The sequence below is a fragment of the Sulfolobus tengchongensis genome (assembly GCF_036967215.1).
Classification (GTDB): domain Archaea; phylum Thermoproteota; class Thermoprotei_A; order Sulfolobales; family Sulfolobaceae; genus Saccharolobus; species Saccharolobus tengchongensis_A.
Genome location: NZ_CP146016.1, coordinates 1,684,892 through 1,699,884 on the forward strand (window position 1 = coordinate 1,684,892; position 14,993 = coordinate 1,699,884).

The 14,993-nt window shown below is 31.1% G+C and carries 12 protein-coding genes; 5 read left to right on the plus strand and 7 right to left on the minus strand.

Going from position 1 to position 14,993, the window contains the following annotated elements; translation table 11 throughout:
- Nucleotides 1–117: 117 nt before the first annotated feature.
- Together V6M85_RS08050 and V6M85_RS08055 are read left to right on the plus strand one after the other, a co-directional pair.
- Nucleotides 118–639, plus strand: a complete 522-nt coding sequence (locus V6M85_RS08050; protein WP_338598617.1) for a DoxD domain-containing protein — start codon at nt 118–120, stop codon at nt 637–639.
- 6 nt (nt 640–645) lie between these two features.
- Nucleotides 646–1,164 carry a TQO small subunit DoxA domain-containing protein gene (locus V6M85_RS08055; protein ID WP_338598618.1) on the plus strand — a complete coding sequence of 173 codons (519 nt, stop codon included), beginning with the start codon at nt 646–648 and terminating at the stop codon, nt 1,162–1,164.
- 464 nt (nt 1,165–1,628) lie between these two features.
- On the opposite strand, the gene V6M85_RS08060 is transcribed toward V6M85_RS08055, so the two are convergent.
- From V6M85_RS08060 to V6M85_RS08085, 6 genes are all read right to left on the minus strand, one after another.
- Nucleotides 1,629–3,128: a cation:proton antiporter gene (locus tag V6M85_RS08060; RefSeq protein ID WP_338598619.1), complete on the minus strand. Its 1,500-nt coding sequence runs from the start codon at nt 3,126–3,128 to the stop codon at nt 1,629–1,631.
- A 230-nt stretch (nt 3,129–3,358) separates the two neighbouring features.
- Nucleotides 3,359–4,237, minus strand: a complete 879-nt coding sequence (locus tag V6M85_RS08065; RefSeq protein WP_338598620.1) for a DUF4143 domain-containing protein — start codon at nt 4,235–4,237, stop codon at nt 3,359–3,361.
- A complete protein-coding gene (locus V6M85_RS08070) occupies nt 4,227–4,586 on the minus strand; it encodes an ATP-binding protein (RefSeq protein ID WP_338598621.1) in 360 nt (119 codons plus the stop codon). Before V6M85_RS08070 ends, V6M85_RS08065 begins: the two co-directional genes overlap by 11 nt.
- A gap of 853 nt (nt 4,587–5,439) precedes the next feature.
- Nucleotides 5,440–6,699, minus strand: coding sequence for a TM1812 family CRISPR-associated protein (locus V6M85_RS08075; RefSeq protein WP_338598623.1), 1,260 nt, complete (start codon nt 6,697–6,699; stop codon nt 5,440–5,442).
- 851 nt (nt 6,700–7,550) lie between these two features.
- Nucleotides 7,551–8,219, minus strand: a complete 669-nt coding sequence (locus tag V6M85_RS08080) for a hypothetical protein (protein WP_338598625.1) — start codon at nt 8,217–8,219, stop codon at nt 7,551–7,553.
- 495 nt (nt 8,220–8,714) lie between these two features.
- Nucleotides 8,715–8,852, minus strand: coding sequence for a hypothetical protein (locus V6M85_RS08085; RefSeq protein WP_338598627.1), 138 nt, complete (start codon nt 8,850–8,852; stop codon nt 8,715–8,717).
- Between the two features lie 359 nt (nt 8,853–9,211).
- Between V6M85_RS08085 and V6M85_RS08090 the strand changes: the two genes are divergently transcribed.
- On the plus strand, nt 9,212–10,222 hold the full coding sequence (locus V6M85_RS08090) for a DUF4322 domain-containing protein (protein ID WP_338598629.1): 1,011 nt from the start codon (nt 9,212–9,214) through the stop codon (nt 10,220–10,222).
- A 161-nt stretch (nt 10,223–10,383) separates the two neighbouring features.
- On the plus strand, nt 10,384–11,133 hold the full coding sequence (locus tag V6M85_RS08095; RefSeq protein WP_338598630.1) for a glycosyltransferase family 2 protein: 750 nt from the start codon (nt 10,384–10,386) through the stop codon (nt 11,131–11,133).
- Between the two features lie 334 nt (nt 11,134–11,467).
- Here V6M85_RS08095 and V6M85_RS08100 read toward each other — a convergent pair whose 3' ends face one another.
- Nucleotides 11,468–12,670: a glycosyltransferase gene (locus V6M85_RS08100; RefSeq protein WP_338598632.1), complete on the minus strand. Its 1,203-nt coding sequence runs from the start codon at nt 12,668–12,670 to the stop codon at nt 11,468–11,470.
- Between the two features lie 163 nt (nt 12,671–12,833).
- Between V6M85_RS08100 and V6M85_RS08105 the strand changes: the two genes are divergently transcribed.
- Nucleotides 12,834–14,981 carry a hypothetical protein gene (locus V6M85_RS08105; protein WP_338598634.1) on the plus strand — a complete coding sequence of 716 codons (2,148 nt, stop codon included), beginning with the start codon at nt 12,834–12,836 and terminating at the stop codon, nt 14,979–14,981.
- Nucleotides 14,982–14,993 lie beyond the last annotated feature (12 nt).

Genomic DNA, 14,993 nt, shown 5'->3' on the forward strand with positions numbered 1-14,993 from the left:
AGCTTCAAAGGCAAACTATATAATTTACTTAAATGTAGATAAAAAATAAAAAACATTATCTTATATTACAGAAAGGCTTATTAATTAGTAAGTAGATATAATTATTTGGGATAACGTATGTCCCAAGTCACAGTAGATCAAACTCAAAAATTCCTCCCAATTCTCAGAGTTACATTAGGGTGGATGTTCTTCTCCGCTTTCGTTAGAAGGGCTATTAACGTACCTGCAAAACTAGATCCCAATAGTAGCCAATACGTGGGTGGAAAGCTCATAACTTTCCTACCTCATGCATGGGCACCAATAAGAGGTATGTTAGAAAGTATTCTACTAAATCCCGCTCAGTTATACGATTTTATAATATTATTTACTGCATTGGAGGCGATCTTTGGACTATTTATGATAGTTGGATTTCTAACTAGGCTATCTGGATTAGTATTAGCGGGATTAGCGTGGGGAATAGGTTTAGCGGCGGGATGGCTAGGTTCGACATGTGTAGATGAATGGCAGATAGCTTCAGTGGAAGGTGCTGCAGCATTTATGTTCGTATTTACAGGGAGTAGATGGCTTTCAATAGACTCCCTCCTATCTAAGAAGTCCAAGGGAATAAGAATTGGAAAATATCACATCCCATTATGGTGATGAGCTATGAATGGCAAAGCTATAAGCTTAATTGCAATTATTATGATGTTATTAGCGACTGGTGTGACATTTGGCCTTTATCAAATTAACTTTCAAGGATTTGGCAAACTGACCAACTACTCTAAAACTCCTGCTTACTCTCTTATAGGTACTAAACTTTATGAAAATGGTACATTATTCTTGCAGATATCAAGAACAGCAGGACCAGATACTTATGGCGGATTTGTCGTTTTAGTTCAAGTGCTATATCCTAATGGTACAGTATTATATCAGTGGACTGGCCAACAATTGGGCAATATACCAGCTAACGATATAAAGAACGAATTTCCATTACATCCTTCTCAACCAATTAAGATAGGAAATTACGGAGTCGGTATAATGGTACCATTAGGACAGAACTCTACTATAATATTACAAATACCGCATCAAGTCCCACCTGGAATCTACATTGTAAAAGTGTGGGATGCTGATGGCCAATCTTCAGCTTATGGAATGAAGTTCCAAGTTACCGTTAAAGTGAAATAAGACGGTGTCCAATGCTAGTCGTTCCGTAAAGTTTTAAAGCTAGTAACATCACGCAAAATAGTCGAAGATTTGCAAGGCGCTTATGATAGAAACTAATCCCAAAGATCTTTAGACTAGTGTTTTTTTATTTAAAGGTATTATGATAAAAGGTCCACATTGTACAAGGTTGAAATGAAAACTCCCCAAGAAGTGGTGATGTCTCAACAGCATTAAGGGGCTAATATAATAAAAATTTCTAAGTTTTTAATGAGAAAAAGAAGATATGATTGGAATTATCAAACTATTTTTAAAAATTTTTAGGTTCTTAGAGTTATCGTATGCGAATACTCATGCTGCAGTATTTACGTATAGTAAAAATTGATAGTCCTAGAAAAGTAAGGTACGCATAAAGTTAAATTGATCATCCTTCTTTTTTAATATAAAAAAGAATAAAGAAGAGGAGAACAGAGGTAGAGGATGAATACTCAAATAAGCACTCTCAATAATTCTCTCTCATAAACTACTGTGGTTAATCTACCATCTTTATCTACCACAGCAATTACTGGAGCTTCAGTCCTTCTGAATTCCCTTATTACGTCAATCACTTTTGACTTCTCATCCATTATGTTAACATCGTATTTATCTAAATCCCCAACCTTAAGAGTCTCATACTCTGAAGGATCAATTTCTATAATTTGAGTAATGGAAATATATCCTTTAGGTCTATCATCTTCATCAACAACTACCAACGCTCTATATCCATTAGCAGTCATTTTAGTTATGGCTTCTCTTAGAATTTCGTCATCTTTAGTCACAATTTTATTCTTAATAACTTTTCCTATTTCTTGTGCATAGTATATCTTCTCCTTCCTTTGAACCTTAGGCTTCCCATACCTAAATCTAAAAACCAAAGGGACAATCAAGGATGATAAAGCAATTGCTAGAGAAGAAAAAGAGTAAGCAAAGGGTGAAATCAAACCAGCAGTCAATGCAGTTATGAGTAAAGATACGTCAACTCCACCCTTTACAGAAGTACCTAATGAATTTATTATTTTATCCCAACCGTAAAAATTTGAAGCGATAAAACCTGATATAATTTTAGATCCTAAAACTACTACTAGAACAATCGCTGAGACTGCAAGTAAGTTTAAGCTAATTCTCACGAAATATAAGCCTATACTAACGAAAAATAAAGGTTCAAAAAATCCATATGTAAAACCGTGTAATCTCTCAAGAATATGAGGTCTATCCTTTAAATAATCCCTTAATAGGAAACCCAAAAAGAGTGCAATAATCGCAGAATTAAAATCATACAATTCAGCTATAAATCCAACTATCAAAATCAAAGAAATTATACTAGCGAATTCTATTTCCCTTACCTTAATGTATTTTTCTATTAACTCCAGTGTCCTAGCGATTGACTTTCCCAAAGCAAATATTATTACTACTAGTATGACTATACCAACGATACTGGAAGTCCTAAAGTTAGAATAAAATAAGGCAAATATTATTACGGAAATTATTTCATTGATCATAGATTGATAAAAGATAGAAATTCCAATCCTTTCCTTTGCAATATTCAAATCTATTAATAACCTAGTCAATGGTCCAACGCTAGTCATAGCCAAAGGTATCAAAATTAAGGGAGAAAATTCATGCAAATAATATAAAGTAAGACCTATGGCAACAATTGGTATAGCTAATTCTATATCTGAAGAAAGCACGTCTTTAAAATTAAACTTTATTCCCTCACCTAATTCCTCAGCACCAGCTAAAAATAGGAGAAAAACAATCCCTAAAGACGTTATGAAGGAAATTATAGCGTTGATCTTTATGACGTTAAGTACGCCTTGACCCAAAATTATTCCCACAAATATTGGTCCAATAAACCTGACTAAGTTAAGCCTACCTAAAGCTTCTTCAGCCAACTTAGCTAGAATCAACATTATTCCTATGTAGAGTAAGCTTATTACCGAAATACTCATGATGCATATTTTGCACGTAAGCTTAAATGCTTATACTTAATGTAAATTTTTTAAAAAAAGCACTAGAAAAACTATTTTGCTTGATCACTCACTGAGTTCTTCTCTTTATCGAAATTCATTAAAGTTATAAACCGCTTTTTATTTTAAGGAGGTGATTTTAGGGACTACCAATAAATAAAATTCACAGCCCCTTTGAATTTATAACTTCATAACGACACAGTGAGAATATTTCACACTATTTCCATCATCTCTACACTTTGTGGAATATCGAGTAATGCTAAGAATAAAGGGATTGGTATTACGTTTTCACCAATCTCCTCCTTAGAAAGGAAAGTTATATTCTTAATTTTTCCTATATACTTCCTTCTAACTGCTTTACCATACTTAACCTCAAATCCCCTAAATTTCTCCCCTTGTCTTATCACAATATCAACTTCACCATTTCTCTTCAAATAGAATAAAGGAAATATCCTCGATAAATGAGAAACGACTACAGCCTCAATTAGCTCATTTTCATTGGGTAAGTTAGCGAAAGCCCATTCGGCAAAAGCTCTATAAATGAAAGGATCAACAAAGTAAAACTTCTTCTCTTTTCTAGGAATTGGTGATCCAGTATTGGGATCAATAGCGAGAATTGTCTTTAAGAGAAATAATTTTTCTAAGATAGAGACATAACTAATTGCAGACTTAACACTTCCGATACCCTGCTTAGCAATTGTATGATAACTAAATTCACTTGTAGTTCTTTCAATTATTGCCTTAATTGTAAGTTTGAACAAACTTTCACTCCTCTTTAGCTTATTTACATCAAGAATTAAACTTGAAATAAAATCTGAGATCGTACTTTTATTTACTTTTCCCGTCGTAAAATAATCTCTTATAGCATTAGGAAAACCACCGATTAATAAATACACGTCAAGTAACTCCGTGAGCTTTTGCCTATACTGAATATAGTCTAACGCTTTGCTCATTGCATAATCTACATCACCTTTAGGAATTTTCATCCCAAACAGTTCTACGAACTTAGAAAAAGGTAAGGGATACATAATCAACGTTTTTCCCCTTCCTCTTCTTCCCGGAAAGCTTTCCACCTCTCTCTTAGCTTTCATAGATAGTGAGAATAATAACATCGTTTTTGAAGTCTCCCTTGTCTATCCTATACTTTATTGACCTATACCATTCCTTAGGAAAAGTTATTTCATCAAGGATAATGTAAGATGTTCTTATGTTTTCCCTTTTCTTAACTTTTAAGTATTCTTCAAGAACTTGATCCAGTTCTTTATAATCTGCTAATTTATCACATGAGAAGTAAAAGATTGATTTAGGATTTTCGATCTTTTTCAGAAGGTACTCAATAAGGAGTATTACAGCAGTAGTTTTTCCAACCTGTCTAGGACCAAAAATAATGTTTAAAGAGAAGGGTTCTAATGAAACGTGATCTATGACGTCTGAATCCATTTAATTTCAGACTCTTTATATTTTCGATAATTTTCATTTTCAATAATCATTTCTTTTGATATCCACCAAGGATTTTGTTCCTCAATCACTGTGTATTCTGAGTAAACAAGCATTTAAAAAGATTGTGTACTCTGAATACACAACTATTTAAAAAATGAGAAAGGTATTTTGATCAAAGGTTTAGGGACGATTCACATCTCTATTGCGAATTTAATAGTGAATAATATAGTAAAAAATATTATAATGAAGCAAACTATCACTTTCGAGACAGTGTCCGGATTGTATAAAATTCGGCTTGTTTTTGATATAAAGAATAAAATTAACTCTACACTCCAAATTATCATCTTAATCCAAAGCTAAATTAATTGATTCGGATGTCCGTTTTCATCAACTTAAGTATTATTCATCAATGAGATAGATTTCAAATAATTGTTCACTGAATATTTCTCGTTAAGAACACTCTCTCATGCCCACACCCTTATTGTATTACTTGTAAATGATAGATTCCCTTAAAATTTTTTACTATTGATCACTTTTTACAATTCTCAATGAAGCCCTGAATTACCCCTAATGTACAATCATAATGAATTTCTTAACGATAACAACACCTACTTCTCTGGCCATATATGAATGTATAATCATAATGAATGAAAATTACTTTGCAGTAATAATAATTTTTAGACCTCTAGCTTCCTTCCCTTGTATCACTATATTAATTTCTGGGTGTGTTGCAACAGCATGAATAACGAAAGATCAATTATCATCAATATGGGAAAAAAGACCATAAGATAGAAAAGTGTAAAATCAACATGTACTGCATTATAAAATACTTTTCTCCCTCTTAATTCACTACTTAATTACGATTTAACAATTCATTTAATTCAACGTCTAATATTTCACTTAACGTCTTTATATTTTCACTGTTTGCATCATAACTGATCTCAAGTTCTTTATCGCTTACTTTCTTAACCTTTACTATATCTTTCAAAAGTCCTGCATGGGCAATAAAATTCCTTATAGTCACATCTTTCTCTTCCTTTTCTTTTTTAGTTTCCGTATCCTCAGAATTCTGGTCCTTCATCCTAATATCTTTGTATAATTTTTCCTCATTAAACCCTAGGTTGTTCCTAGCAATAGACCACAAATCATTCAATTCCTTATCCGTAATCACCGCAAAGGCACTATTTCCATAGATCTCTTTTGCTAAATCCCTTAAAGAGCTAAGATATCTCTTTTTCTCACCCTTCGATCTCACTTTCTTACAAAGGTAATCAGATATTATGTCTGCCCATGCTTCGTCTTCTTTTTTAACGTTTAAGTCATTTACTAACTTTATTTCATTTCCTTCTATTACTGGTTTAAACTCATAACCAGAAAGGGAAACGGAATCACATAAGTAAGCAAGCATAAGAACTGAATTTCTCTTTAGAGACAATATTATAGCTTTCTTTACCCTGTCCTTGCCAATGTTCTTTTCGTCAATAGAATCATAATCGAAAACACTTGGTTTTATCCTATAAACTTCCGTAAACGAATATTCCTTAAACATCACTGTAGGTATGAAATTAATAACAGTTAGTCTAAACTTTAGCAAAGTTGAAAGTTTCTGTAACGTTAAAAGTGTTAAAGCTCCAACGTAATTTACGCCATGAGTTGTATCTAATATTACTTCTTCATTTTCCCTTATCTCTTTTAACTTTTTGTATAATTCATAAGCTAGAATTATTTTCAAGTGCTCTGGCCTAATCCACGTATTTTTATATTTCCCGTAAGTGAAATCACCGTATTTTCCTATTGCAGGTAAGACAATGACATCTGGAATATAGTTTGAGATAATGCACTTTATATATTCCTCAGTTTTAGTTTTCCAAGTATCATAATCTTTGATTTCACTAACGTTAATTTGCTTTATACAATTATAGGCTTTAGTGTTTTTAGGTTTATCTTTCCCTATTGGCGTTAATATAGAATCTAACGTTATAATTATAACTCTATCAAATTTTTCATAACAGAAAATACCAGAAAAACCTTCTGTTACTTTTGAATCCTCACAGACATACTTTGCGTCAGTGCTCCAACCTAAGGGATCTCCCCAGGTGGCTATATAAATCATAATATAAAATAGGGGAAGAATTTAATATATTTTACTAAAGGTCATTTTTCTTTCTTTTTTCCTTTTCTTAATTATAACATATACCCTCATTTTTTATAACCTTTGTTATGACTGAGAGTATGTATTTAGCAAGTAATCATTACTTAACTTAGATACTTAGTGGATAATGATTTAGATCATATTATATCATAATATCGATTTCATTTATTTTCCTTCTCTACCATAGAGGTCTTTTCTCTCTCCCCCTTTGCTTTAGTTCTGAAGAGCATTGTACGGTATCGTTTAATAAAAAGTTTATTTAGTATTGCGAATGAATATTTCAGAATAGCCAATCAATTCCTTGTCAGAATTTCTACTAGTTTTACATCCGATTATATGGTAATTTTCACTCTTCTCAGATAGTGTGTGTACCATTTGAATGTTTAACGCTACTAATTTTATGAACAGTTCTGATTAAGAGAATAACCTTAATTTTCAGATATCCCACAAACTACTTCTCAGATGAAGATTTTGTGAGGTATTGGTTTAGAGGATTTAAATAATTATTTTTCCTTTTTTCCCTTCCTTTCCCATTTTTATTGTAATAACGTAATTACTTTCTTTCTATTACATATTCTCTATCATTTCTTCATTGTATTATTGTAACTGGATGAGATTATTACAATTTGTAATGAAAACGTAAATCACCCATAACAATCTGACTTCCTCCCCACCATCAAATAGTGAGGGTTCCCGTCATCGATTCATGATTACATCTGTAACTTGTCTGAGTTAAGACAAACTTATTATCATTATTATTATATGTGTTAATGTTTTATTAGTATACAAATTATATCCAGTTTTTTATTTAGTTAGATATTTTTTATCTCAATAGTAGTAAGAAAATTTATGCATGGACTAAGCTTATCTATCCATTCATTCACTAGCTCACAATATTTCTGAGGATTGAACCCATTTTCACTGCAAATTTCGTAATCTCGGGTTAAGCTAGCTACATAATCAGATGCAGAAATCCATATATCTCTATCTTTGCCCTCAAGATAAACTGTAACTCTTGGCTTAAGAACTTTAGCTATTCTTAACCAATTGTGAAAATTATTCATAATGTACTGTTTATCAGATGCTTTCAATAAAGGATTTCTATCATAATACACAGAAATGCTATCGCTGTATGCTATGTTTTCTGCAACATACTTGCCTATGTAATGTGCTACAACTTTTCCGTACACATTAACTGCTAAGTTTTTTATGTCTTCAAATTTTTCTATTATGACCGACACGGAAATAATGTTAGAGGATAGAAAATTTATGAATTGATCCTTAATGTTCTTATCATAGGGTTTATCCTTTTTTGGACTATCATTAGAATATTTAAATACTTTTTTAAGATTAAGTTCGTTTAAAAGTTCCTTATATCCTTGTTCGTATCTTCTAGTATCCTTTATTATCGCAATACCAATGACAAAAGGATAAGGATCTTTAACCGATTGATTTCCAGACTCGTCCACAGAAATGTTCATCAACAAATATAATAAACATTGAGGTTTTTAACACTGCATCATCCTGTCCGTATCCCCGGACAGTCCGCCATTTTTGATCATCCTGTCCGTATCCCCGGACAGTCCCACAATCCTTTTTAAAATATATATCTTTAAAGTTTTCTCCCGATTTTGAGTGAACTGATAGAGAGTTATTAGCCGAGACGTGTTGGCACCTTTGAGTTTTCCTCTCAAAAATCTCAAAAATATCATAGTGTGTGTACATATATGATATATATCTATCGATTAACATATCTAAAAACAAATAAATAAATAAAAATTAGATAACTCCTTTAATCTCAACATATTCTCCTTCTTTCTTAATTTTATCTTATTTTAATTTTAGAAAAACTTCTCTCATTAAATAAAGATATTCTCTATGATTAGAAAAACTAATTAAAAGCACTCAACGAGATTATTACTCTTCAACGACTCTTGAGGTAAAATAGTGAAATTAAGAACACCTTAATTGACTGACTAGCTGACTAATTTCTCCTTAAACTCACTATCAATAACTTTAGCAGAAATTAACTCATCCAACTCCTTCCTTTCTCTCTCCTCCCTAGTTAAATTTCTCTCCAAATGAATTAGACAAGGTTGCCTAACAACCTTCAAACCACTTATATTAGACTGGGAGAATATAATCTAATCTCAATCTGAGGGGAATGATCAACAAAACAACTATATATCCTTTTAAGCTATTTTAAAAGTCAATCTTATTTGGTGGTTTGCCGAGTAAATGAAAGTTTAGATTATTCTCTTAATCAGAACTATTCGTAGAATTAACGTTAAACATTCAAATGGTGCACACTCTTTCTTATTTGGACATATAATTCCTTACTTTTTCGGTACTTCAAAAGTAGTTTATTAGAAATAAAGTGTAAAAATAATATATGAAAAATATTACAATAAAACTCATTTATAACATGAAAATTGTGGAAAAACATAAGGTGGGTGGGGGTTAAAGTAATACCATGAACCAAATATTACCCACTAGAGACCCCACCCACCAAGTTATTATAAAAGAAATCACAAATAAAACCTTAACCTCCCTTGACTTCAAAGGAAAGAACGGAGAAAAAGTCAAACTAACACTAGTAAAAGCTAGTATATCGAACACATCAATACGAGCAAACCTAGAAAATGTATCAGACCAAACAGTGAGAAACTACGTAAAACAACAAGGACTAGAAGTAGCAGAAAAAATACTACACAAAATACAAGAAATAGCAAAAAGAAAAATCAAGATCAAAACAATAGACATAAGCATAGACTGGACAGAAATACCCTATGAAGGCGAAAAAATAGAAGGAGTAGGAGGAAGCAAACAAGGTTACGCGTGGAAATACGCAGTAGCAACAACAAAATACAGAAACAAAACCCTTATGCTAGCATTCCTCCCCTACACAGACCTACCAAAAGAAGATATAGTGAAAACCCTTGTGGAACAAGTAATAAGCCTGGGATTTAGGATAAGAATAATAGCCCTTGACGCTGGATTTTACTCAAATGAGGTTATTGATTTCGTTTCTCAATTCAAGTTTATCATTAGCGTGTCAAGGGCTAGTATTAGGAAGAAGTATGATGGTGATTATGAGACTAATAAGGGGGTTAGGTTTAGGCCTGTTGTTGTAAAAAGGCACGGTAAGTATTTGCGTTATGGTACGAATATTTGTACTGGTAGTGGTTCAAGTTTGGTTAAGCTTTATAACAAGAAGAGGGGTTTTGTTGAGAGTTTCTTTAGGAATGTGAAAGAGTTCTTGCCTTTCACTTGTTCTAGAAGTTTTGTTTTTAGATTAGTGGTTTTTCTCTTGGCTGTCTTGATTTACACGTTGTATTTGATTGTGAGGAACAAGAGGTTTACTTTGGGTTTGATGAGGAGTTTGTTGATTTTATATCTTTCATTACTTTCCTTGGAAAGGATAGATAATGAGATTTATAATAGAATTGAACAATATTTAGAAAATTGTTATTATGGGGGGTGAGAGTTTTTTGAAGTACCGTTTTAAAGTCACTGATTAATTTACGTTCAGTTTTTTCTTTTTTTAAAAAATTAGTATTGAACACACATCAGTATAGATGACATTATTGACCAGAAAAAACACAATTTAATTAACCTTTTTTACTCCACAAACATTTATTTTATGTGTACTTTTCAGTAATAATACCGACACTAAACTCAGCAAAACATATCTCCTCAGCGATAAAGTCAGCAATATCCCAAAAGGCAGAAGTAATTGTAGTAGACTCATACTCAACAGACGGAACGGACAAAATAGCAAAAGAAGAGGGAGCGACAGTCCTACAAATAAAGGGGACCAGACTAAAAGCCAGAATAGAAGGAGCAAAAATAGCCTCAGCAGAATACATAATTAACCTAGACTCAGACATGATATTAGTAGAAGGAATATTACAAAAAATACCAAAAGCAGAAGCAATAGCATTAGGAGAAATAACAATAGGAAACGGAATAACAGCCAAATTAATGAAAATAGACAGAAAAATAATACAAGAAAAATACCAAGAAAACCTAAAAATAGAAGGAGGAGTAATCCCAAGAGTATACAGAAGGGATATCCTATTAGAAGCTTATAGAAAAATCCCAGAAAGACTTCTCAGTTTACAAGCCTTTGAAGACTCGCTCATTTACTACTTATCCGGAGTAAAAGACGTAAAATTCGTAAAAGACGCAGTATATCACATAGAAGATGACCCTCTTCCGAATTTTCTAAAAAAATGGTATAAATATGGGAAAAACGCTAAACTACTTAAAGGAACAGAATTCGAGTTTCTAGTAAAGAGAGGAAGACCGGGAACATCCGCGAAAGAGAAGATAGAATTACTTCCAATAATGTTAGCAAAAGGAATACCTTTCGCATTAGGATATTATCTGTGATAATTATCCCATTTAGAATTTATAGAAATGGTTTTTAAAACTAAATACTTTCCGCTCCATTTCGTATAGCGGTTTACGGAAATTGTTTATCTTAAATAATAGTTTCTTTATATCACCCACTTCAAGATAAAGAGTTTTCATGAAGCAGAGTAACATCTTAACCCTAAAATTAACCATTTTGTTTTAGCGTTTTCCTTAAATGAACATATTTCATCAATTGTAGGCAATTTATCGTCAATGTAATATTTGTAGAATTTAGAAATTCACTAACTTTCTAACTTTATAATAGAAAGTAATTTTCCTCTATATTATAACTTAAATTTATTTTAAACAATTATTTTTTAGTTAAATACAATAAAGTATCTTGTTCCATTTTAGCTACTCTATCCCATGAGGAATGTAGTTCTATAAACTTTTTTGTTTTCTCATCAAATAATTCCTTATATTCACTATTAGTGAGATTGTTAACTTTTATTACGTTATCTGCGATTTCTTCTATACTACTGCCTAAAAATACGGGTTTTAGACTTCCATACAGATATTCTAAAGTTGGTGTTCTAAATCCCAAATACACAGTGCCTAAATAAAGACTTTCAAGAGTTGTTAAAGAGTACGTCTCTCGTAGTGATGGTACAATCACTCCTTTAGCTTTACTTACGTATAAGGAGAAGTTGAAAGTATCTAGAAATCCTACATAAACTATATTCTCTAATTTGAATTTCTTCGATAATCTTATAAATCTTTTAACATAAGGATTATTAAAATCATTAGTACTAACGTATAATTTAATATTATATCCTCTTCTGGTAACTTCTTTCCATATATAAGGAAGTAGTAAAAAACCTTTGGAAGGGTTATAACGAGCCGGATATATAAAATAGTCTTCTTTCATATTTTGATCTAGCTTATTTAATTCACGTATTGCGTTACCTGGGAAAATTATATTTTTTCGTATATTTTTCTTTTCTAAAGTCATATACTCTTGATTTTTAGGATTTATTGTATTAACAAAATCCATATATTTCACGTAATGAACAAATAAGTTTCTATAAATAGCTCTTTTTAGACTAAGGAATCCAATCGATAAAATATCATACATTACGTCTCTATTTCCCATAAAATCAAGTTTTAGATCTTCCCAAAAATTCTCTGAAAACCACACTCCTTGAATTAGAAATCCCCTATGTCTTCCATTAATTTTACTTGCTAGAATAATATCTTCAAGAATGTCGGCTTGTGAATATATTATCTCGAAAGTTTTGTTTTTCATAAAATTACTTATTTGTTTAATTATCTGTAATTTACTTAATGTCTTTCTTGTCTCTAATAATTTCAAGATACAAGGTGAAACATTAAGTTTTAACTGATTTATTTTCTCAAGGAGCTTTTCTTTATAACTATGATCTCTTAATGCATTATAAATATTATAAGTAGAAGGAATAAATTCAAATTCAAAGTCAAACCTTCTAAGTATCTCTACATTTCTTATACCTCCTCCTCCCGAAGTAATAGGTAATTCTCCTATGATAAGTATCATGAGTTAAAGTAAATAACAAAACATTATAAGCATATAGGTGGAAGAATTTTGAAAGTAAAAGCGATTTATCTATATCAAAAGCTAGAAAAGTTTATCAAAAATAAAAATTCAAAAAGCTTTATAGAGAAAATTTTAAATACGAGCAAGCAAAGTAGCTATCAAAATGGAATTTAAGATAACATGGTATCGTTTTAAACATGCTGATATTCTAATTCTTTTTTTAATTGATTTGTTGTTATCTATAGATTTTTCTAGACTAGGAAACGTGTATACCATTGACGACAATATCTTTCCTTATTATAATACTCAAGTTGCTTATAAGTATCTGATTATGTCTATCTATGGGTATAATCCTTGGACTGGGCAGTTAGGTGGATTCTCACTTAGTAATTTTTTAGTTAATTACCCTGTCTATTTATTTTCTAATATCCCATTTTCATATACTTTTTATTCATTGTTTATGATATTTATAGGTTCTATTTTAGTTTATCTTACAATTAAAGAAATTTTAAGAGAAAATTCATTACCCGCAATATTAGCCTCTCTAATCGGCTCTATCTTTTTTATTATAAATTTAAGTTCTGGAGGTATATATTCGACAACCTTAGAAGCAATTTATTTATATTATCTCGCATTACCTGCAAGTATTTTTGTAATAAGAAAATATTTTACAAGCGACAATTTTTCTTCTTCTTTAATATATTTCTTCTTCCTAATAATTACAATGGCTTTATTATATTATTACGCTATACCCGTTTATGCATTATCCACGTTTGTATTATTATTTTCAATAATTTTATTTTATAGTATAAGAAGTTTGATTGATAGAAAAGTTGGAAGAGTTTTACTATTGTTGTTAAGTATTATTGGATTTATTTTAATTAGGATGAGTCGATTATTGGCAATTTATAGTAGCTTTAGTCAAGATAAGAGTTTTATAGAAATATCATTCTATTATTGGGTAACTAATTCTTATGGCTCTCCTCTATATTTAACATTAAGAGGTATAAACGCTAATTTCGGTTTACCACCCTTATATATCTATCTATCTACCTTATTTATTCCAATACTATATCTCTTTATCCTATTTAATAAAAAGACTAGAAGAAATGGAGAAACACTTTTATTCTTATTTCTTATACTAATTTTTGCATTCTTATACTCAATGCCTAATGTTCCATTTTCTTCTTTTTGGGAAAAACTGTTTTTTGAATTCCCCATAATGACTGATATAAGAACACAATATGTATTAGTAGCACCATTTTTAGGCTCAGTCATGTCGTATGGAGTAGGTTTTGGAGTATATGCTATACTTGAAGAGATAAAAAGAAGAAGAATTTATCTTAAAGCACTTGCAGTAATTCTAATTATTGTAGCAGTTTTCTTGCCTGCTGGAAATGTCTTAGTTAACGGAGGTAATTACATAATAGTTCCTTATCAGTTCTTAAAAGTAGTTAATTTTATTAATGATAATTCTAACTATAATTCTTCTGTTATTGTTTTTCCAATATTTCCTACGGAAAATTCAGAAATTTGGTATCACGGACCTAGTTTATTTCCATTATTTTTAAAGCCTTATGTAATTCTAGGGGGTGGTTATTATAGTCCATCCCCTACTGCTATGGGAGAAATAGCGACTTTTTACAATTACATATATTTGGGTAATTCTAACGCTACTAGATATGTTAGTAATTTTATATATTTGTTTAATATTCATTACATTATAGTTGAGAAAACTGCAGCTGGTTTTGGACCTCTTGGACCTTGTCCTAGTGGCTTTAATGTGAATCAGTTAGAGAATGGCACAGAAACCTATGAAAAATTAGGTCTATTAAAATTAGTATACAATAATTCACTTTATGAAGTACTGAAAACAAATGTTTCTTCTTCTTTAGTTTTTATAGGCTTTGAAAATTATACCATTCAAAATCTATTGAATTCGACTGACTTATCCGCTATCCTTACTCCAGCAGATATAAAATACATTTCTCCTATAGAATACATGGTTAATGTTAATTCAGCATTTATTAATAACACAGTTTACTTATACTTCACGATCCCGTACTCTCAAGGTTGGGAAGTTAGAGGAGCGGAAGTTTATAATTATTCTGACTGGTACGGATATACATTGTTTAAGTTAAAGCCTATTAATAATACTTTAATATTATATAATTCTTTGCCTAACTCAACGTTCTCAGCCCAAAAAACCGATATAGTTGGACTCTTCGTTTTGCCTAGCATAATAGGCACAATGCTTCTTATATTAAATAGAAAATTCAAGGTGCTAAAAATTTCAAATAAATATTTATAATCTATCATATAA